This window comes from Pontibacter aydingkolensis, from assembly GCF_019443125.1.
Lineage (GTDB): Bacteria > Bacteroidota > Bacteroidia > Cytophagales > Hymenobacteraceae > Pontibacter > Pontibacter aydingkolensis.
In genome coordinates, this window is sequence record NZ_JAHYXK010000006.1 from 133271 (window position 1) to 153127 (window position 19857).

Sequence of the window (19857 nt, forward strand, 5' to 3'; positions counted from 1 at the left end):
CACTCAAAACTAAATTACCCAAGTGCAAACCTTCCTGGAGCTAACGGCCAAATACATTTACGAAAAGTACAAAGAGAACATCAGCGACCTGTGCATTGTGCTACCATCCAGGCGTGCGAGTTTTTTCTTTAAAACTGCTTTGGCACAGGCTGCACCGGAGCCTATCTGGTCGCCGGAAGTATACTCCATGGAGGACTTTATTCGGAAGCTGGCCAAAACGGATGTGGTGGAGCCGATCAACCTGCAGCTGGAGCTGTACGACCTGATGCGCGAGCAGGACCCGAACCTCGATTTTGATCAGTTTGTAACCTGGGCCGGTACTTTACTGGACGACTTCAGCCGCATAGACCAGAATTTAGTTGACACCGGAAAACTGTTTGATTACCTGAGCGAAGCAAAGGCATTGGAGCGTTGGGACCCAAAGTTTCTGGGCAAAGATATCTCTCCTACTTTAAAGAAATACTTCAGCCTTTGGGACAACATCGAGAAAACATATCACAACCTGCAGCAGCGACTGTTCCAGAATAAGCAGGCTTACACAGGAATGGCTTTCCGCAAAGTAGCCCGCGACATAGAAAGTATAGCCAAATCAGGTGAGTGCCTGCAGTTTATTTTTATCGGCCTTAACAGCCTGACCGCATCCGAAGAAAAGATCATCAAAACACTACTGAAGCACGACAAGGCAGAGGTACTGTTCGACAGCGATGATTTTTACATGGACGAGAACACGCCAAACCGCGCCGGCAGCTTTTTGCGAAAGTATAAAAGCACCTGGAAACTACCGGAATGGCACTGGCAGCAAAACCTGTTGCTGACGGATGAAAAGGAGATAAACGTAATTGGCGTAGCCAATGCCAGCATGCAAGGCAAACTGGCAGGCCAGCTGTTGCAGGAAATACGCGAAAAAGACAAGCACGCACAGGTAGCTATTGTACTACCCGACGAAACCCTGCTTTTGCCGGTGCTGCACTCCATTCCCGACGAGATTCCAACTTATAACGTAACCATGGGTCTGAGCTTTAAGGGCACCCCTCTGTTTAACCTGGTAGACCTGCTCTTTGAGGTGCACTTGACCGGGGTAACGCAACTGCATGATTCCGGCTACAAAGTGCACCAGTACCACCATCTGTCGGTTACTAAACTGCTCACGCACCCATTTATCCGGAGGTATGAGTTATACTTGAATGATGATCCGGGGCAGGCAAAGTATCATGGCATGATACAGCAGGTGCTGGAGAAGATGGTACAGGAGAATAAAGTGCTGATACGGGCAGAGGAATTGCTTGAGCTAAGTAACCACCACCCGCTTTTCGAGATTTTGTTCAAGAGCTGGCGCGATTGCGATGACATCATCGAGTCGATGTACCTGCTTATTGAACTGCTGCGCGAAGTATACAGCCATGGCCGCAACACCATCGAAACAGAGTACCTGTACATATTTTATACTTTAGTAAAACGCCTCGACACCATTTTTGACTGCCGCGAGCAAAAAATATCGGTGCGCAGCTTCAAGAAGTTTTTATACGAACTGATCGGGCAAACCAGGCTGCCCTTTAGCGGCGAGCCTATATCCGAAGTGCAGATAATGGGTATGCTCGAAACCCGTGCACTGGACTTTGAGAACCTGATTATACTTTCGGTAAACGAGAACGTATTGCCGGCACCAAAGCGCCACGAGTCGCTGATGCCTTATGATGTGCTGCGCCAGTTTGGTTTGCCAACTTACGCCGAGAACGAAGGCTCGATGGCGTATAACTTTTACCGCCTGCTGCAGCGTGCTAAGCGGGTAAACCTGCTGTATGTATTGCCATCTGATACGTATGGTTCTGGCGAGAAGAGCCGCTTTATACTTCAACTGCAAAACGACCTGGCGCTGCGCAACCCGCGCATCACCTTCCGCGACATGACAGCCGCAGTGGAGCAGGAACAGACACGCAAGTATGAAGAGGATATCCTGATAGAGAAATCCCCGGAAACCATTGCCCAACTTAAGAAAGAGCTGGAGCGTGGCCTCTACCCTTCGCACATGAACATGTACATAAACTGTTCGCTGCAATACTACTTTGCCCGAATCGCTAAAATGCAGGAGATAGACGAGGTAGAAGAGCAGTTAGGTGCTGATCAGTTTGGTACTATTGTGCACCAGGTGCTGGAAGATTTCTTTAAACCCCATGTGCAAAGCGGTGAGCCTATACAAGCTGAACATGTTGAACAGATGCTGCAGGCCTTACCCGCCAAAACCAAAGCAGAGTTTAGTAAAGTAACCCAAGGTGCAAAGCCAGAGCGCGGCATGAACTACCTGCTCTACAAAGTAGCCATAGAGGTGCTGGAGAAATACCTGCAAAAGCTAAAAGCCTCAGATGAACTGCCGCTGTATGTATTGCGCCTCGAAGATACGTTAGATGCCATACTCCCAGTGCAGGTAAACGGCGAAACGCTGCAGGTACGCATAGCTGGCAAAGCCGACAGGATAGACCTAACCGGCCATGAGTTGCGCGTAATTGACTATAAAACAGGTAAGGTAGAGCAGAACCAGCTCCGCATTAAACCCGAAGATGTAGGACTGCACTTTTTAACAGATGCCAAGTATGGAAAAGCCCGCCAGTTGTGGTTGTACGAATACATTTTGCACCGCACCCTGCAACGCGAACCAGAGAAAATTCTGCACAACGCACAGCATGTTTCTCCGCTAAATATAGATCCAAAATCAGGCATCATCTCGTTCCGTAACCTGGACCCGGGAGTGCTGTCTTCGGAGTTTAATTTTATGGAGGCAACCGGAAAAGACTTTATTCCAGCCTCTGAGCAACTACTATCCGACTTCGTTAACAGCATGCTTGACCCTGCAGAACCCATAAAAAAGACGCAGGATCTTGATGTGTGCCAGTGGTGCGCCTACCGGGGAATTTGTGCGCGCTAAGACCAGTGATTAGGGAGATTAGAATTGATTTCATAGACTTCTGTTATAGCGTGTAACAGAGCTACAGTACAAGATAAGGCTACACAAAAGAAGAAGCTTACCCAAAATATATTTGAAGCTTCTTTTTGTTCTTGCCCTTATGTTGGATTACCGCTTCACCTTTCTGAAATCGTAAGCCAATAGGTTTTGTATAGCATTGCGGTGCGCATCAGTTGCCATACTTTGTGCTCCTTTGTCTACCATGTCATCTGTGCCAATAAGCAACTGTCGCTTTATATTATCGGGGTCTTTTTCTCTTGAGAAGTAAAGCGCCACATAGTCTACCTTTCCGAAATACCCTTCCCTGCCCATTCCCATAGAGGTAAGAACGGTATTCAGTTTATCAACTGCACCAGGTTCTGATACATCAGCAAAAGCAAAGTATTTAAATGGGCCGTCCTGCTCCATTTTATGTTTGTCAAACTGCTTTTTTATTGCCTGCTCAAATTGCTGAACGTGTTGCTGATCTTCAAAATGATATAGTAAAACGAAATTGTTCATAAAGTTAAGTTGTTTGTTTTCATTGGCTTAGTATTAATTTAAAATACGTCTTCAAAACACATTTGTTAAAGCAACTGGTTTGATCAAAGTAACTCTTAAAAGCTGCCTCAGGATAAAATCAAACTACATACAATAAGGTTTGGTCTGCATGGTTCGAGTGCAGATGATTGTCCTTTTATAGTGAATAATGGTAATAAAGAAGTTAAGTCGCCGTTTTTACTTTCATCCGTCCTTCATTTTTAGTAATATCGCTTTACCCAAGTTCGTTATCTCAAAAAAATATCGTTTTGCGCATACTTGTTTTACCCTTATTATGCATACTCTTTACGGTGCAGGCATTTGCCCAAACCACTATGCTGCGCGTGGTGGCCCAGCAAGGTGATGGCATTTATACATTGCTGAGGCGGCACGGCATTTCTTCATCAAAACTTTCAGACTTTATTGATTTAAACAAGGACAACTTAGGAGAAAACAACAGCCTGTACGCAGGCAGAACCTATATATTACCCGGTAAATCTGATATTGCTGCCTCTACTACTTCAGTTTCCTCTTCTAAACTGATAGAGGCATCATCCAAAGTACGCCACGTGCCCCTATTTGGTGAAAAGTATGAACGCGTAGAGATACTGGACCAAAAACTAAAGGGTGCTGTGTATTATCTTGTTAGCGGACATGGCGGCCCAGACCCCGGCGCTGTAGGCAAGTACGGCCCATACGACTTGGCAGAAGACGAATATGCCTATGATGTAACCATACGTTTGGCTCGCCGCCTGATGGAGCACGGAGCAGTTGTTTACATGATCATTCAGGATAAAAAAGACGGCATCCGGGATGATAATATCCTGAAGATGGACCGTGACGAAGTAAACTATAACGGACAGCCTATTTCCAGAAGTCAGGTACAGCGCCTGCGGCAGCGTGTAAACTCCATCAATTCGCTTTACGCTAAACATAAAGGTGCTTACCAGCGCATGCTAACACTGCATATAGACAGCCGCAGCGAGCGCAAGAACATCGATGTGTTCTTTTACCATCACGAGAACAGCGCTGATGGCAAAAAACTGGCCGAAACCATACACGAAACCTTTAATAACAAGTATAACCGCCATCAGCCAGAGCGCAGCTACTCAGGTACCGTGTCTCACCGCAGCAGCCTCTACGTGGTAAAATATAGCCACCCGCCTACTGTATTTATAGAACTGGGTAATATCCGCAATAACCTGGATCAGCGCCGTTTTGTTATACCCAACAACCGGCAGGCCTTAGCAAACTGGATTACAGAAGGCATTATTGCTGATTATAAGACAAAATAGTAACTGAGCACTTTTGCGTTGCTCCTTTTCGGGCCAGATACTTGCCTTTTTCCAAAATTGATATAACCAGTTTCTAACTGAGTTCCTCACGAAGGTAACCCACCACTTGTTGCAGGCCTCATGCCTGCTTAAGCACCTCTTATTATTTATAGCCAGTACCACTGTTTAGTATTTTCTAATACTAGTTTATACTATTAAAAATTAATTAAAGCATGTTCATTTATTCATTTAAAGTAACTATGAAGGCTTTTAAACGTTAAATAATTAACAGATAATCAATGACATACAAAATATATCAACTAACCCTAAACCTACAGACAATGAAACGACTACTTATACTCTTGATTTTATTATCAATTACAGGTTATACTGCCTTTGCCCAGATAACTGATGAAATAAGGGAACGAAGGCCACAGACTACAGCTCCGGTTTCTTCTGAAGCGGTACGGGAAGGCAACTGGATTATTGGTGCCAATATTGCCAATATCGGTATGAACTTTAAGTCAGACTTCTTTACTTTAAACATAAATCCAAGAGCAGGTTATTTTATAAGCGATAATGCAGCGATAGGTACAGAAGTACAGTTAGGTTTAGACGTGTACGATGGCGGTGAAACTTTCCGCTATGGTTTAACCCCGTTTGTTCGCTATTACTTTCCAGAGGGTGCTGCACCTACACACCGTTGGTTTGGCGAAGCAGTAGCTGGTATAGCTGGTAGCTCAGAAGAAGACAGCGAAGGTGATTCTGTATTTTCAACTGTGTTGGGCCTGAGAGCAGGATATGCCCACTTTGTGGCACAAAATGTGGCTTTAGAAGGTATATTAGGATACACCCGAACCAGTGCCGACATTTCGGTAGGTAGCGGTTCTTCCGGCCTTAATCTTGCGCTTGGCTTACAGATATATCTCCCATCACGAGGTAGATAGAATATATAAATGAGTATAAGAAAGGGCTGCTATGCTGTATAGTAGCTTTTTTCTTATGTAATCGCTTCACTATCTTCTTTTACCAAGGCCCTGCATAATAACATTGAACTTAATCCTGGCTGTCGTTTACATTTTTAGTATGCAATAGGTAACTTTAAACTATTGTTTCAGACCTCACCACATACTACTATGGAAACCACTCAAACTACTTTTGAGACAGCTGAACTTATACTTGTTCCGCTCACAAAAGAGCAAATAGAGAATTTCAACGAAAATCCTGAAAAGATCACCGCAGAACTGGGCGTACGGGATAGCATACTTTTTAACCCAAAACAGCTACAGGACCTGAACACCAACTACATTTTGCCGAGGCTGCAGGAATGCTCCCCCGAAAACGAAGTATACTGCACACGATGGCTGGCCATCTCTAAAACCAAGAACCGTGTAGTTGCCGATTTCCTGATCAAGAAAGGACCGGACGCTGAGGGTGAAGTAGAGATAGGCTATGGTGTTTATCCCAACCACGAAGGCAAAGGCTGGATGACAAAAGTAGTGGCTGGTTTTCTGCAGTGGGCACAGGAGCAACCTCGCATTAAAATAGTGTTGGCGGAAACTTCAAAAAAAAATGTGCCTTCTATCCGGGTGTTGCAGAAAAATGGGTTTATACTTAGCCGCGAAAATGCTAAATTCTATTATTGGCGCATAAAACTACCTAAATGATCACTTTTGAGTTCACTAAAGGTTAACAAACATCATTTTTCCGGCAATAAACAAGTTATAGCTTTACTCCTGTATGAAAAACGAACAGCAACCGCCACTGCAGCTAAAGTTTTTAGGGGGAGCAGGTACTGTAACAGGCTCTAAGATCCTGGTTAAAACAGATAACCACCAGGTACTGATAGACTGCGGCCTTTTCCAGGGCTTAAAAGAACTGCGCCTGCTTAACTGGAGAAAACCACCGCTTGATGTTGCTAAACTGGATGCCGTTATACTTACCCATGGCCACCTGGACCATTGCGGCTACCTGCCAGTGCTGGTAAAATATGGCTTCAAAGGCCCCATATACGCTACAAAGCCAACCCGCGATGTAACCGGCATCATACTCCGCGACAGTGCCAAGATTCAGGAAGAGGATGCGCAGGAGGCTAACCGATACGGCTATAGCCGCCACCATCCGGCTAAACCATTATACAACGAGCGCGATGTAGAGCGCACTTTGCCCCTCTTTGAAACACACCCACAGGATAAATGGATTGAACTGAACGAAGAGATGAAATTTTGTTTCCGGAACAGCGGCCATATACTTGGCTCATCAATTGTAGAGTTTGAATGCCTGGGCCGGAAGTTTGTTTTTTCGGGAGACCTGGGTCGCAGGCACCCACTGCTGATGCATCCTCCTGCCCTGCTGCCAACTGCTGACTATATTATACTTGAATCTACGTATGGCGATAAACTGCACAGCGAAACCTCCCCTTACCAGGAAATTGCCGAAATAGTAAACCATACTTTCAGCAAAGGTGGCATACTGGTAATACCGAGCTTTGCCGTGGAGCGGGCCCAGGAACTATTGCTTATACTTAACACGCTACGGCAGGAGAAAAGTATACCACCCATGCCTATTTACCTCGACTCACCGATGGGAATAAACGTGACGGAGCTATACCTTAACTACACCGACTGGCACAGTTTGAGCCCTGCCGAATGCCGCACCATGATGCACGACGTGCACATTATCCGGGATTTCGAACTATCGTTGCATGTACTGGATAACATAAACCCTAAGATCATAATTGCAGGAAGTGGCATGGTTACGGGCGGGCGCGTGCTATACTACCTCGAAAAACTCCTGGGCGATAAGAAAAATACCGTACTGCTGGCCGGTTTCCAGGCGCCGGGCACGCGTGGCAGCCTGCTTCGCAGCGGTGCCAACGATATCAAGATACACGGCAGTTACTATACAGTACACGCAGAAGTAAAGCAGATAGGATCTCTCTCCGCCCATGCCGACCAGGCCGATCTGCTTTGGTGGCTGAGCCATTTTAAAGAAGCTCCTACACGCATTTTCCTGAACCACGGCGAAGCACAGGCAAGTGAAGAACTACGCTTAAAAATAAACGACACCTATGGCTGGAACGTGGCTATCGCGAAGATGGGTGCGACGTATAATTTGTGGTAATCTTCCAACCACCCATAACCCCTCCTTGTCTAAGGCGGGGAATTTTACTTACTTCTTCTCCTGCCATCACAATAGTAAGTGTAATGCAACCTATTGTAGGGACAGGTCGCGACCTGTCCGAGTGATGGCCGCAGCAATGAAACATATATATAATTTAAATAAAGTAACAGCAGGCTCTCCGCCTTAGACTACCAAGAACGCGAGTTCGAAGGTAGCGAGCGTAGCTCTGAGGGTTATGGGTGGTTGGATTACAGGTATTGCAGAAAATCCTAAAGATTCTTCTAAATCTGTATATCCTGATTCTGACAAATAAGTACTTCTTCCCTACTACTTCACAAATAACCGCTTATCAAACTCGAATGGCTCTGAACCTACAACTTTTATTTTGCTGAAATCAGGGTGGCGGGGGTTTATAAGATAATTATAGTTGTCCTGCACGGTGGCAGATGGCGCTTTAAGTACGAGGTGTTTTTCGGAAAGTATAAAGTTGTCGCCTAGTTCCTGGGTAACGTTGGCATGCGGAAAGGTCTTCCATACTTCGGGCAGGTCTTCCAGCTTTATCTCCGGCATATCCTCAAAGTCGGGCAGTTCGATGCGCACCAGGTAATAATCAAGCGGCACGATGCCCAGGGGCATGTGTACGGCAATTTCTACGGTGCAGAGCGCAATAGATTCACTGGTATAGAGCATTGGTATGCCTTTGCTGTTCCAGCGTCCGCCAGCTAACTCTGCCCCTTTACCTGATAAATCGTTTCTGAATTTACTTCTGCTAAGGCGGTAAACGATCATGCCAGGACGCCGTGCTCTATGCGGGTTAGTTCGTCTTTTAACAGGCCGATGCCAAAAGTATTATCGAGCAGCTCTTTGGGTTTGATGCCGCCGAGGGCCACATTCTTCGCTTCCAGCCACGCATCAAAGTTGGCCTGGTCGCCAAACACCTCCACGCCTTTGTTATACACCAGGGTTATTTCAAGTATCTTTTCAGAGTGCAGTGGATCAAACTTCCGCTTCTCTTTTTTATACCTCTGAAAGGTGCGTTCAGAAAGGTGCAGATAGCCAGACCACTCCGCTGTACTAAACGGACTTTTGTCAGCTATACTTTGGAACAGCGCATACTTTATGCCTTCGCGCACCGTGCTTATCAGCATAAACACGTCGCGGTCGTCAATCAGCTTATAACTAAGGTCGGCTCCAATTTTTAAGGCTTGTCCCATGGTTTGTTTTGTTAATACTCAAATATACGAAACTTGTCTTAATTAAAACGTCAAGTGTCGCATAATTTTATAAATAAGTATAACACAACCCCGTCACCAGGCAAAAGCCTGTTTACACAAACTAATCCCTAACTTTAGCTATAATTATTTAGCCTGTCTTGGGTCGTCTTTTGGGTTCACATAAATAATATCCCAGGGGCCAATACCATGTAACTGAATAGTAGCTTCTTCTGTGGTAAAGGCGTAGTGAATAAACTTGATCGGCATTACAGCCAACCCACCCTCAGATATTTTGGTAGCCTTGCTCATATCCAGCTTCTCCCCGGCACCCATATAAATGCTGCCCTTTAAAACAGTAACATGCTCAACAGCAGGGTGCCAATGGGGCGGTATCTTATAATTTGCAGGCACCATCACACGCAGGGTAAAAGGCCCTTCCTTCGATGGGTCTCCTTCTAAAATAGCAAACCTTGCACCTTTAGGCAGCGACATAGGACCATCTTTCCATTCGAAACGATCTGGGTTCAGCATAATATGTTCCTGGCTGCCATGCTGCTTCATGGTGCTATGCTCCTGCGCTTTAAGGGGAACAGCAAAAAGACATAAAACCAAAAGGCCTATTGCGTTACGTAATGCTTTCATAATGATGTAAATTTTAGATTGATGTGTTAAAGTGTACTTCAGCGTATATCAAAGCAAACCTGTAATAGTATTAAACAGGAATTAATGCTTGTAAGTGATTTAGTTACTTTACCCGATACTGCCTCGCAAAGCGTACTTCTTACACATACGTAATTAACACTCTGTAAGACAAATAATTACAACCCATACCACATACATCAGCATCAGCTTACTTAGCAGTAAAACACAGCTGCTGCCAGCCATACGTCAGCCTATTTGCAACAGTTTAGGCTAGTCCTCTAATTCTGGCAAAGCGGCTAACGGCACTAAACTGAGCAAAAGAACGTTATACGGCCTGGATAAACAAAAACTCACATGCGAAATTGGATAGTGGCGATTGGATTAGTTACAGCAGGTATAAGTGGCTGCAACACCCAGAACGCCATCACAGAAAACAAGCAGGTAGCCCAGCAGCCTGTATTAAGTATGTCCGACGTAATTCCAGTTAAAAAACCTGTAACAGCCAGGCAAAAAGCCAGCCAACAAAAGTTTTTAAAAGATAACACAAAGCGGTTTAAAAGCAGGAAGATGGCAGGTAAGTATTACGTGCTACAGGCACAGCGCAATTTTAACGAGCATAAGCTAGACTCTGCCACCCATCTTTTTGGTCGTGCCTGGCTCATGGATAGCACCAACAATGATATATTATGGGGTTATGGCAAAGTATACGGCGAACAAAAAGCGTACGATAAGGCACTGTTTATACTTTACCTCGCACTCGAAAAAGACAAAACCAATCCGCAGTTGCTAACCGATGTGGCCACCAGCCACCTGAACCGGTTCTATGCCACCAGCAGTCCCGACGATCTGCTACAAAGCAAAAAACTGTTGCAGGAAGCTGTAAAAATAAACCCGAAACAAACCGGCGCTTATTACAAGTTGGCTATAAACAGTTATTACCTGAAAGAGTACGAGCATGCCTGGGAGTACCTGCACCAAAGCATCAGCAGTAAAAAAGCAAAAGCCGACAAAACCTTTATAGCCGCGCTGCTGGATAAGCAAAAAGACCCAAAAGGAGTGTATACCCGGGCATCGGTTCAATAAGTTTGCTATTAAAGTACCATTGACTTAAATTTATAGCGTTGCAAGTTTAGTAACACTAACCTACCTTTTTAAGATGAGACGATTATTATTTGCCCTTACCGTTATACTTTTTGCCACAAGCGCAGGATTTGCACAGGAGCAGCAAACGGATCAAAGTCACCTGGTGTTGCCTATGTTCGGTAACAAGACTAAAACAGAGGCCCAGCAACAGAAAGACGAGAAATTTCTGACCAGTTGCGACAAAAGCTTTACCAACCGTCAGGAGGCGAGCCAGTTTTTTATGGAGCGCGGATGGGAGTATTTCAACGAAGGGCAGGTAGATACAGCCATGTATCGCTTTAACCTGGCCTGGCTGTTAAACCCGAACAACATGGATACCTACTGGGCATTCGGACTAATCTCAGCATCAAAGGATAACAACAAGGAAGCCCTTACCTATTACGAAAAAGCAAAAGCCATCGACCCTAAAAACTCTATGCTGCTTTCTGATATGGCTTCCGCACAGTTAGCTATTTACAAAAATGGCAAAAAGAAGAAGAAAGAACTTAAAAAAGCAACTGCATTGCTTGATGAGTCGATAGCTGCAAACGCACAGAATGCCTATGCACTTTACAACTACTCGCTGGTGCGGTTTTATGAGAAAAAATATCCAGAAGCCTGGGATTATCTGCATAAGAGCCGCATACTTAACATGAGCGTGATAGATTATACGTACATCTCAGAGCTGGTAGAGATAATGCCAGACCCCCAGGGATTCTTCAGATCATCAGACGCAGTTGCAGAACAGGAATAAATCAGAAGCCCCGGCCAAAACCGGGGCTTTACTTTTAGAATAAATCAGCAAGATTCGGGTTGGATGTTATGACTGGTTTTCTGTTTTTTGAAGTATGAGCCATTACCAGACTGTAGCCAGCGCATTAGCCTATATCAGGGCTAACACCTTAAATCAGCCAAGCCTCGAAGAACTGGCTGAGCAGGCATGCATGAGCCCTTACCATTTCCAGAGGGTTTTTACAGAATGGGCAGGTGTAAGTCCAAAGAAATTTCTGCAGTACCTAACGCTGCAACACGCTAAAGCAGTAATGGCGCAGACTTCAAGCCTGGCAGAGGCTGCAGATCACTGTGGCCTGTCAGGCACAAGCCGCCTGCACGACCTGTTTGTAAGTATAGAGGGCATTACGCCTGGTACTTTTAAGCAGCAGGGCGCGCAACTGGAACTAAAGTATAGTATAAACTCCTGCCAATTCGGTAACTACATAGTGGCCTCCACTGATAAAGGCATTAGTTATTTGCACTTCTTTCAGGATGAGGCAGCCGCTGTGGCAGAACTGCAGCAAACCTGGCCAAAGGCAAGTATGAAGTATACTTCAAATGTGCAGCATGCACAGGTTCAGACATTCCTGCAAAGTACAGAAGAGCGAAAAGCTAAGATAAAGCTGCACCTGCAAGGCACTCCATTTCAGCTGAAAGTATGGGAAGCGCTGCTGCGCATACCGGAAGGCTCCCTTACCTCCTATGCCATTTTAGCGCAACACATCGGGCAGCCAACCGCCAGCAGAGCCGTGGGCACCGCCATAGGCAGCAACCCGATTGCCTTTCTTATTCCCTGCCACCGCGTAATTAAAAGCGTGGGCGGCATTGGCGAATATCGTTGGGGCAGTGAGCGTAAAATGGCTATGATCGGATGGGAAGCGGCTCGCAACCAGACACAAATTGAACTACAACCAGAGCAACTTTCAATGTTCTGAGTAACAGTATAAATAATCTTACTTTTCAGGGGTCGGCAATCATATTTTGCTATATTTGTTCATCAACCCTTTGCACACATTTAGCCAAAGTATAATACCGTATGAAAAAGAATTTACTCAGAGCCTCTGTCTTCCTATTGGCAGGAAGTATGACCTTATCTTCTTGCGTGGTGTCTAAGAAAAAGTATGACGACCTGATGAGCCGCAAGAACACGCTTGAAGTGGAGAAAGCCGACCTGGAGAAGCAAAAGTTAACCCTGGAGCAACAGAAAGCTCTTCTGGAGGAGGAAAAAGAAAGCCTGGAACAAGCCAAAGCCGAACTGGAACAACAGAAACTGGAGTACCAGCAAAGCCTGCAGCAGGCACTGAAGGAAGGAAAAGCCCTTGGTGAAAACCTGAACATGAGCAAAACGCAGATCGAGCGCCTGAACGCTGATCTGAAAGCACGTGAGCAGCGCCTGGCCGAGTTACAGCGCATACTTGATGAGAAAGAAAGAGCTGTAGCCAACCTGCGTAACAAGGTAACCAACGCCCTGCTTGGCTTTAACGATAAAGACCTGACTATTAACGTGCGCAACGGTAAAGTATACGTAAGCCTTGCCGAGCAGCTACTTTTTAACTCCGGCTCTACTAAAGTAGACCCTAAAGGTGAAGAAGCACTTCGCAAACTGGCATCTGTACTGAAGGAGCAGAAAGATGTGAACGTACTGGTAGAAGGCCACACCGATGATGTACCGGTATCTAAAGGAACTGTAGGCATGTCGGACAACTGGGACCTGAGCGTGTTGCGTGCCACCGAAATCACCCGTATCCTGACTAATGCCGGTGTTGACCCTACCCGCGTTACGCCATCTGGTCGTTCGAAGTATGTGCCACTGGATGATGCCAAGACAAAAGAAGCACGACAGAAAAACCGCCGTACAGAAATCATCCTTACTCCTAAGCTGGATGAGCTGTTCCAGATACTGGAGACAACCTAAGGTATACTTTTATACTTATGCAAAAGGCCAGCCTCTTATCAGGGGCTGGCCTTTTGTTTTTTAGACTTTAACTACTTAAGCCTGCACCTTTTTAGGCATAAACCTGATCAGTATAGGCAGCACCAACAGGTAAAGCACAATTCCGATGGGTATGGCAAGCAAAGCCCAGGCCGAGACAGCTGCCAGATTTGCTTGCCAGAGAAGGTTTAATGCTGCAAGCCAGTCAGATCTGAACATTTCGATCATCTCCTCCAGCGAAAAACGAAGCTCCTGTAAACCAAACATAAAAATTCCCATACGTGCAAATGGGATGATTAACAAGAGCTGAAGCGGATGTATAAGGTAACTTATAAGAATTGTAGCGGCAATATTTAACCGGAAACGCGCAGCCAGAGCAGTACAAATCATGGTTGAGACCCCCAAAGCAGGTACTACTCCTACTACTGTACCCAGTGCAATAGTTGCGGCAAGTTTAGGAGGCGTCATACCCTGCTTAAGCAGGTTAGCCACAGGATTTAAGAGCCTGCGCCTGAAAAAACTAACCGTGATACCTGACAAAGACATAATGATGTTAATAATGGGAAAGCCTGAAAGTAGAAGCTTACGAAAATAAGACCTCTTTCTGACGAAATTAGTTGCAGGCAACTATTGTAATCTGAAAATAAATCCGGAACCACGGCCAATTGCATGTTAATACATATAAAGGTAAAAAGTAACCCCACAATTTTATTAGAACCAGGTAACCTTATTCTTTAGCAACGGCTTTTGCATATTTTAACTCAACCAGCCTTAACACACTAATTTAAAGCCCATTACCATTAGTATTTATAACTTATGCCAGCTATTTAAAATCTTTTCAACTATAGATTAAACTATTGCCATTGCTTTAAGTCAAATCGAGCATAACAAGATCCTATCATCTTAAAATCTAAATGAAGAGAATACTACTTATTCTGCTATTAATTGTAAGTACGATTAATGCCTATGCACAGAGCGTGGCTGTTTATGGCACCGTACAAAGCGGAACCGACAAAACTGCTTTACCGGGTGCCAACGTAGTGCTTAAGAAAACAACTGATGCCTCTGTTACGGCTACAGTAACCGATGCCGAAGGCCGTTTCCGTTTTGAGCGTATTGCCAGCGGAGAATATACTGTAGAAATTAACTACATCGGCTTTGATAAATTTTCCAGAGCAATTCAGGTACAAAGCACACCGCTTAACCTGGGCCAACTGCTGCTAAAGGATGGCTCTACCGCCTTGAAAGAAGTACAGGTAGTAGGCCGAGCGCCGCTTGGCGAGCAGAAAGGTGACACCACCCAGTTTAACGCCAAAGCCTTTAAAACTGCCCCCGACGCCAGCGCTGAAGACCTGGTAACTAAAATGCCGGGTGTAACGATACAGGAAGGTCGAATTCAGGCCCAGGGCGAAGATGTTAGACAGGTGATGATTGACGGTAAGCGTGTGACTGGCGACGACGTCAGTTCTGCTATCAGAAACATTTCGGCGGACATGATCGAAAGCGTGGAGGTTTTTGACGCGCAAAGCGACAGAGCAGCCTTCAGCGGTTTTGAGGATGGCAACAGACTAAAAACACTGAACTTCAGAACGAAAAAAGAGGCCCGTATCGGCTATACAGGAAAGGCATCTGCCGGCTACGGCACCGATGACCGTTTTATGGTGGGCGCAATTGTAAATTACTTTAACAACAACCGAAGAATTACAGTTAGCGGTCTTACTAATAACATCAACATGTCTGATTTCTCGATTGGCGAAACCCCGGGAGGTGGCATGAGAGGCCGCAGAATGTGGGGCGGCGGTTCTCCGAATGGTATCATCAACACAAACAACTTCAGCCTCAGCTACAACGATATGTGGGGCAAGAAAATGGAAGTAAGCGGTAACTACAACTACTCTAACCGCGAAACGGTAAACAACCAATACCGCTTCCAGGACTATTTTGCAACAGATCTTAACCGTGAGTATACTGAGCGAAGTACGAATAACAACGCAGACGAAAGTCACCGCTTTAACTTCCGTTTACAGTACAACATGAACCAGAACAACAGGTTCCTGATTACACCTAGCTTAACTATACAGAACAATAATACGCTGCGCAACAGTACCGCATTTTTAACAAGCAATCAGGGCACCGAGTCTGAGTCTGTAGAAAGAAATAACAATGAGATCGGTAGCTTAAACTTCAGAAACAATATTCTGTACTCGCACCGTTTCGGAGATTCGGGTCGTATTTTAACTGCAACGGTTAACACCAATTACAGCAGCTCAAACGGCGACCTTTATGAACTTGCTGACATTACTGATTACATAGCCCCAAGCCGAAGCAGCTACCGTAACCAGTTCATTACGTCAGATAAAGCTAACATGTCGTGGTCAGGTGAGCTGAACTACTCTCAGAGGCTGGCTGAAAACTCCCGCCTGCAGTTGGAGTATGGCATAAATAACCAGATAAACGATTCAGACAGAAGAGCCTTTGATTTTGTAGAGACAGACAACGCTTATTCTGATTTTAATGCGCAACTGAGTAACACCTTTAAAAGCGACTACATTTCTCAAAGCTTTGGCCCAAGTTATCAGTACAGACTGGACAAAGTAAGATTTCAGGCTGATGTGAAATACCAGTATGCTACTTTAGAGAGCGAAAATGAGTTTCCGAATGTGTTTAACCTGAAGCGTAACTTCACAAACATACTTCCTTCAGCTGAGTACGAGTATAAGTTTACAAACTCTCGTAATTTAAATATCAGCCTGCGCACAAATACCAATATGCCATCTGTTGAGCAGCTACAGGGCGTGCTGGATATTTCTAACACGTTACAGCCACGCATTGGCAACCCAGAGCTAGACCAGGATTACCAGGGTCGCTTTAATATGCGTTACCGTAATTTTAACCCTGAGACTAATAAGGTATTCTTTGTAGGTATGTTTAGTAGCTTTACCCAAAACTACATTGCCAATAGCGTGTACAACATCCGTAACGAGAACTATAGAGAAACACTGCCATTTAAGACATCAGATGCTTACACAATACCGGTTGGTGCACGTTTGAGTCGCCCTGTTAACCTGGATGGCTTTGTTAATGTGCGTTCGTTCTTTAACTATGGTCAGCCAATCAACTTCATCAGCTCTAACTTTAACCTGAATGGCTCTGTTGGTTATTCCAAAATACCGGGCATGATTGACGGTGAAGTGAATTATGCTAACACGAAGACGGCTGGACTGGGCGTAAACATCAGTAGTAACATCAGCGAGAAAATTGACTTTAACGTATCTACGTTTGGTAACTACAACATTGTAGACAATACGCTACAGACAGCCCGCAACAATAACTATTACACTCAGAACACCAACCTGCGCTACAACTGGATACTTTGGGATGGCCTGGTGTACCGTACCGAGCTGAACCACCAGTATAACTCAGGTTTATCGGCAGGCGTGGATAACAGCTACCTGCTTTGGAACATGAGCCTTGGCAAGAAAATTTTCAAGAACAAGCAAGGGGAGATCAGCTTAAGCGTAAACGACCTGTTAAAGCAGAACGTGAGTATACAGCGTAACATCGCAGCTGATTACATTGAGGACGTACAATCTACAGTGTTGCAGCGTTACTTCATGTTTACCTTTAGCTACAACCTGCGCAAATTCAAGAGCGGCGGCAATCAGCCAGACCCAACGGAAAACCGCCGTGGCAACTGGGGTGGCGGTATGCCGCACAGAAATTAATATTACATTTAGGTTAGACAACAAAGGGCCTGCAGCAATGCGGGCCTTTTTGTTTGTATTGCTGCAAAGTATAGGCAGTTATAAAAAAATAGTAACTTGCTTTATACTTTGTGCACAATGGTAACAGACTTTTTCCGGTTCGATTGGTATACGGCTGTGCTACTGGCAGGTGTGGTGCAGGGTTTCTTTCTGGCATTGCTGTTTCTGGCTAAGCGGCCGCACCGTCAGCCTTACCACTTCCTGCTACTGGCTGCGCTTGTCTTCTGCTTCGCCTGCCTGTTGCTGGAGATATTTCTGTGCTATTCCGGGCTAATGTTCCGGGTTCTGCAACTGGTCGATTTCTCAGAACCTATCAACTTTGCCATTGGCCCCTTAACTTACCTACTCTTCAGGAGCCTGAGCGGGAAAGACTGGACCCGGAAACAATGGCTGCACCTGCTGCCGTTTGGCTTATACTTTTTGTATCACCTGCTTTTTACCCTGCAGCCGGAGGCAGTAAAGTATAACGGTTATATCAGTGCGTACTTTCCTAAGCTGGAACACCTGCCTGTCTCCTACCCGGTTCATCCTGATCCGTTACGATTGTCTGAATCTGTAAATGAGCTAACCATACTACACATCACACTGTACCTGGTGTTAGGCTATATACTTTTGCGTAGCTACCGCACAGCAAACAACCCAAACTTATACTTTTATTCCTGGGCAAAATTGCTGCTTTTCTTCTATGCTGCTACGCTGGTGTTGCTTATCACTATAAAACTTACCTATGAGCGCGACCTGGGTGATCATCTGCTTGCCATGTTCCTGGTTGTACAGCTATTTTACATAAGTTTTAAAATACTGACAGATTCCTCCTTTTTCCAACCGGTGGTGCAGGCAAAGTATGAAAAGTCGGCGCTAAGCCAGGAAGCAAAGCAGGACCTGCTGCAAAAACTGAAAAGTGCTGAAGCCGAAAAATTCTATACCCAGCCTTCTGCGTCGTTACCTAACCTGGCTAAACAGTTGCATACTTCACCGCATTATCTATCGCAGGTGCTAAACGAGTGTTTGGGCAAAAGCTTTTTTGAGTACCTGGCAGAGCTACGTATACAGGAAGCAAAGATGATCTTAGCAGATCCGGCCTTGTATCACCTCAAGATTGAGGAAGTAGCGGAGGAAACAGGCTATTTATCAAAGTCAGCATTTAGTGCAGCCTTTAAAAAACAAACCGGGCAGACACCCGGCGAATACCGTAAAACCGCCATTATAAGCTAGAAATAAGTACTTCCCTATAAACTAGCACCTCGCACTTACCGGCAGATTCCTCATTTTTATAACTCCATGCTTAGGTTTGTATCAAAACCAAAACGCTATGGAAAATCAAGGAAAGATAAGACGTTACGAGTTCGACTGGCTACGGGTGCTGGCCTTTTCATTGCTCATCTTTTACCATACCGGCATGTTCTTCGTGAGTTGGGAATGGCATGTTAAAAACAATCAGCTAAGTGAGATGATGGAGGTCCCGATGGCTTTTATGAGCCAGTGGCGCATGTCGCTTATTTTCCTGGTGTCTGGGGTGGGCGTATACTTTGCTCTGGGCTACCGTAGTGCAGGCAGCTTTGCCAAAGACAGGCTGAAGCGCATTTTTATACCGCTGCTCATGGGCATGCTGTTGGTTGTACCGCCACAAGTATACTTTGAGCGCGTGGCACAAGGCTCAGCTAGTGATTACGTCAGCTTCTATCCTTCAATTTTTAACTTCGAACCCTACCCGCAAGGTAATTTTAGCTGGCACCACCTCTGGTACCTGGCTTACATTTTTACTTACAGCCTCATACTCCTGCCCCTGCTACTTTACCTGCGCCAAAGCACTTTAGAACTGCGCTGGCTAAATGGTTGGCTGCTGCTTATACTTCCGGCTGCCTGGCTAAGTATGGGAGGCGTACTGGTTAACCCGCACTTTCCGGGTACTAATGCCTTGATAGACGATTGGGCTAATCACTACCTGTACGTCACAATATTTCTGATTGGCTTTATGCTAATGAAGGCACCTGCTTTGCAGGATCGTGTTAGAAGTATAAGATGGTTCAGTCTTGCAGTTGCCACAACGTTTTATTTTATACTTTATACTTTTTACTGGAACAATTGGGTAGATATCGAAGGAGCTGATCTAGCATTATACTTTGCAATCAAACAAAGTAACCGCTGGTTCTGGCTAATGACTATACTTGGCTTTGCGTTGCAGCATCTCAACATTAAGAGCAACTACCTGGCAAAGGCAAACGAAATGGTATATCCGTTTTACATCCTCCACCAGACTATTATCGTAGCCATTGGTTTTTATTTAAAAAACCTGTCTCTAAGTATAGGACTAAAGTTTGGCATCATCAGCTTAGGTACGTTTATACTTTGCTTTATACTTGTGCGCTATGTTATTATGCCTGTAAACTGGCTGCGCGTTCCGTTTGGGTTAAAGTCCGTGAAGCAAAAGGAATTTGCAGTTGAGGTGGCAAAGCCTGTTACTACAGCTTGAACCTGATCTATCATATTGAACAGCTTGAGAAATCTGGAGTATTTCATAGGTTAGAAAAAT

The 19857-nt window shown here is 45.1% G+C and carries 17 protein-coding genes; 12 read left to right on the top strand and 5 right to left on the bottom strand.

Going from position 1 to position 19857, the window contains the following annotated elements; all coding sequences use genetic code 11:
* Nucleotides 1–22: 22 nt before the first annotated feature.
* Nucleotides 23–2920: a PD-(D/E)XK nuclease family protein gene (locus tag K0O23_RS09380; protein ID WP_219877164.1), complete on the top strand. Its 2898-nt coding sequence runs from the start codon at nt 23–25 to the stop codon at nt 2918–2920.
* A gap of 147 nt (nt 2921–3067) precedes the next feature.
* Here the strand turns inward: K0O23_RS09380 and K0O23_RS09385 are convergent, their stop codons facing one another.
* A complete protein-coding gene (locus K0O23_RS09385; RefSeq protein WP_219877165.1) occupies nt 3068–3460 on the bottom strand; it encodes a hypothetical protein in 393 nt (130 codons plus the stop codon).
* 329 nt (nt 3461–3789) lie between these two features.
* On the opposite strand from K0O23_RS09385, the gene K0O23_RS09390 reads away from it, so the two are divergent.
* The 4 genes from K0O23_RS09390 to K0O23_RS09405 all read left to right on the top strand — a co-directional run bounded on the left by K0O23_RS09390 (nt 3790) and on the right by K0O23_RS09405 (nt 7875).
* Entirely contained in the window at nt 3790–4773 is a 984-nt protein-coding gene (locus K0O23_RS09390) for an N-acetylmuramoyl-L-alanine amidase family protein (RefSeq protein WP_317195667.1), read from the top strand.
* Nucleotides 4774–5093: 320 nt separating this feature from the next.
* Nucleotides 5094–5699: a hypothetical protein gene (locus K0O23_RS09395; protein ID WP_219877166.1), complete on the top strand. Its 606-nt coding sequence runs from the start codon at nt 5094–5096 to the stop codon at nt 5697–5699.
* Nucleotides 5700–5888: 189 nt separating this feature from the next.
* Entirely contained in the window at nt 5889–6419 is a 531-nt protein-coding gene (locus K0O23_RS09400; RefSeq protein WP_219877167.1) for a GNAT family N-acetyltransferase, read from the top strand.
* Between the two features lie 73 nt (nt 6420–6492).
* Nucleotides 6493–7875 carry an MBL fold metallo-hydrolase RNA specificity domain-containing protein gene (locus K0O23_RS09405; RefSeq protein ID WP_219877168.1) on the top strand — a complete coding sequence of 461 codons (1383 nt, stop codon included), beginning with the start codon at nt 6493–6495 and terminating at the stop codon, nt 7873–7875.
* A gap of 327 nt (nt 7876–8202) precedes the next feature.
* Here the strand turns inward: K0O23_RS09405 and K0O23_RS09410 are convergent, their stop codons facing one another.
* From K0O23_RS09410 to K0O23_RS09420, 3 genes are all read right to left on the bottom strand, one after another.
* Nucleotides 8203–8664, bottom strand: a complete 462-nt coding sequence (locus K0O23_RS09410) for an RES family NAD+ phosphorylase (RefSeq protein ID WP_219877169.1) — start codon at nt 8662–8664, stop codon at nt 8203–8205.
* A complete protein-coding gene (parS, locus tag K0O23_RS09415) occupies nt 8661–9089 on the bottom strand; it encodes a type II RES/Xre toxin-antitoxin system antitoxin (protein WP_219877170.1) in 429 nt (142 codons plus the stop codon). Before parS ends, K0O23_RS09410 begins: the two co-directional genes overlap by 4 nt.
* A gap of 144 nt (nt 9090–9233) precedes the next feature.
* A complete protein-coding gene (locus tag K0O23_RS09420) occupies nt 9234–9731 on the bottom strand; it encodes a cupin domain-containing protein (protein WP_219877171.1) in 498 nt (165 codons plus the stop codon).
* A 354-nt stretch (nt 9732–10085) separates the two neighbouring features.
* Between K0O23_RS09420 and K0O23_RS09425 the strand changes: the two genes are divergently transcribed.
* The 4 genes from K0O23_RS09425 (at nt 10086) to K0O23_RS09440 (ending at nt 13542) form a co-directional block, all read left to right on the top strand.
* A complete protein-coding gene (locus tag K0O23_RS09425; protein ID WP_219877172.1) occupies nt 10086–10814 on the top strand; it encodes a tetratricopeptide repeat protein in 729 nt (242 codons plus the stop codon).
* Nucleotides 10815–10887: 73 nt separating this feature from the next.
* Nucleotides 10888–11607, top strand: a complete 720-nt coding sequence (locus tag K0O23_RS09430) for a tetratricopeptide repeat protein (protein ID WP_219877173.1) — start codon at nt 10888–10890, stop codon at nt 11605–11607.
* 94 nt (nt 11608–11701) lie between these two features.
* On the top strand, nt 11702–12562 hold the full coding sequence (locus K0O23_RS09435) for a methylated-DNA--[protein]-cysteine S-methyltransferase (protein WP_219877174.1): 861 nt from the start codon (nt 11702–11704) through the stop codon (nt 12560–12562).
* Between the two features lie 101 nt (nt 12563–12663).
* Complete coding sequence (locus K0O23_RS09440; RefSeq protein WP_219877175.1) at nt 12664–13542, top strand: OmpA/MotB family protein; 879 nt, start codon at nt 12664–12666, stop codon at nt 13540–13542.
* A gap of 75 nt (nt 13543–13617) precedes the next feature.
* Here the strand turns inward: K0O23_RS09440 and K0O23_RS09445 are convergent, their stop codons facing one another.
* Nucleotides 13618–14052 (bottom strand): DUF2062 domain-containing protein, encoded by a 435-nt coding sequence (locus K0O23_RS09445; RefSeq protein ID WP_317195668.1) that lies wholly within the window; start codon nt 14050–14052, stop codon nt 13618–13620.
* A gap of 422 nt (nt 14053–14474) precedes the next feature.
* Between K0O23_RS09445 and K0O23_RS09450 the strand changes: the two genes are divergently transcribed.
* From K0O23_RS09450 to K0O23_RS09460, 3 genes are all read left to right on the top strand, one after another.
* Complete coding sequence (locus K0O23_RS09450) at nt 14475–17285, top strand: outer membrane beta-barrel protein (RefSeq protein WP_219877177.1); 2811 nt, start codon at nt 14475–14477, stop codon at nt 17283–17285.
* 117 nt (nt 17286–17402) lie between these two features.
* Nucleotides 17403–18539, top strand: coding sequence for a helix-turn-helix domain-containing protein (locus tag K0O23_RS09455; RefSeq protein WP_219877178.1), 1137 nt, complete (start codon nt 17403–17405; stop codon nt 18537–18539).
* Nucleotides 18540–18636: 97 nt separating this feature from the next.
* Nucleotides 18637–19797: an acyltransferase family protein gene (locus tag K0O23_RS09460; protein ID WP_219877179.1), complete on the top strand. Its 1161-nt coding sequence runs from the start codon at nt 18637–18639 to the stop codon at nt 19795–19797.
* The last annotated feature ends 60 nt before the right edge of the window (nt 19798–19857 follow it).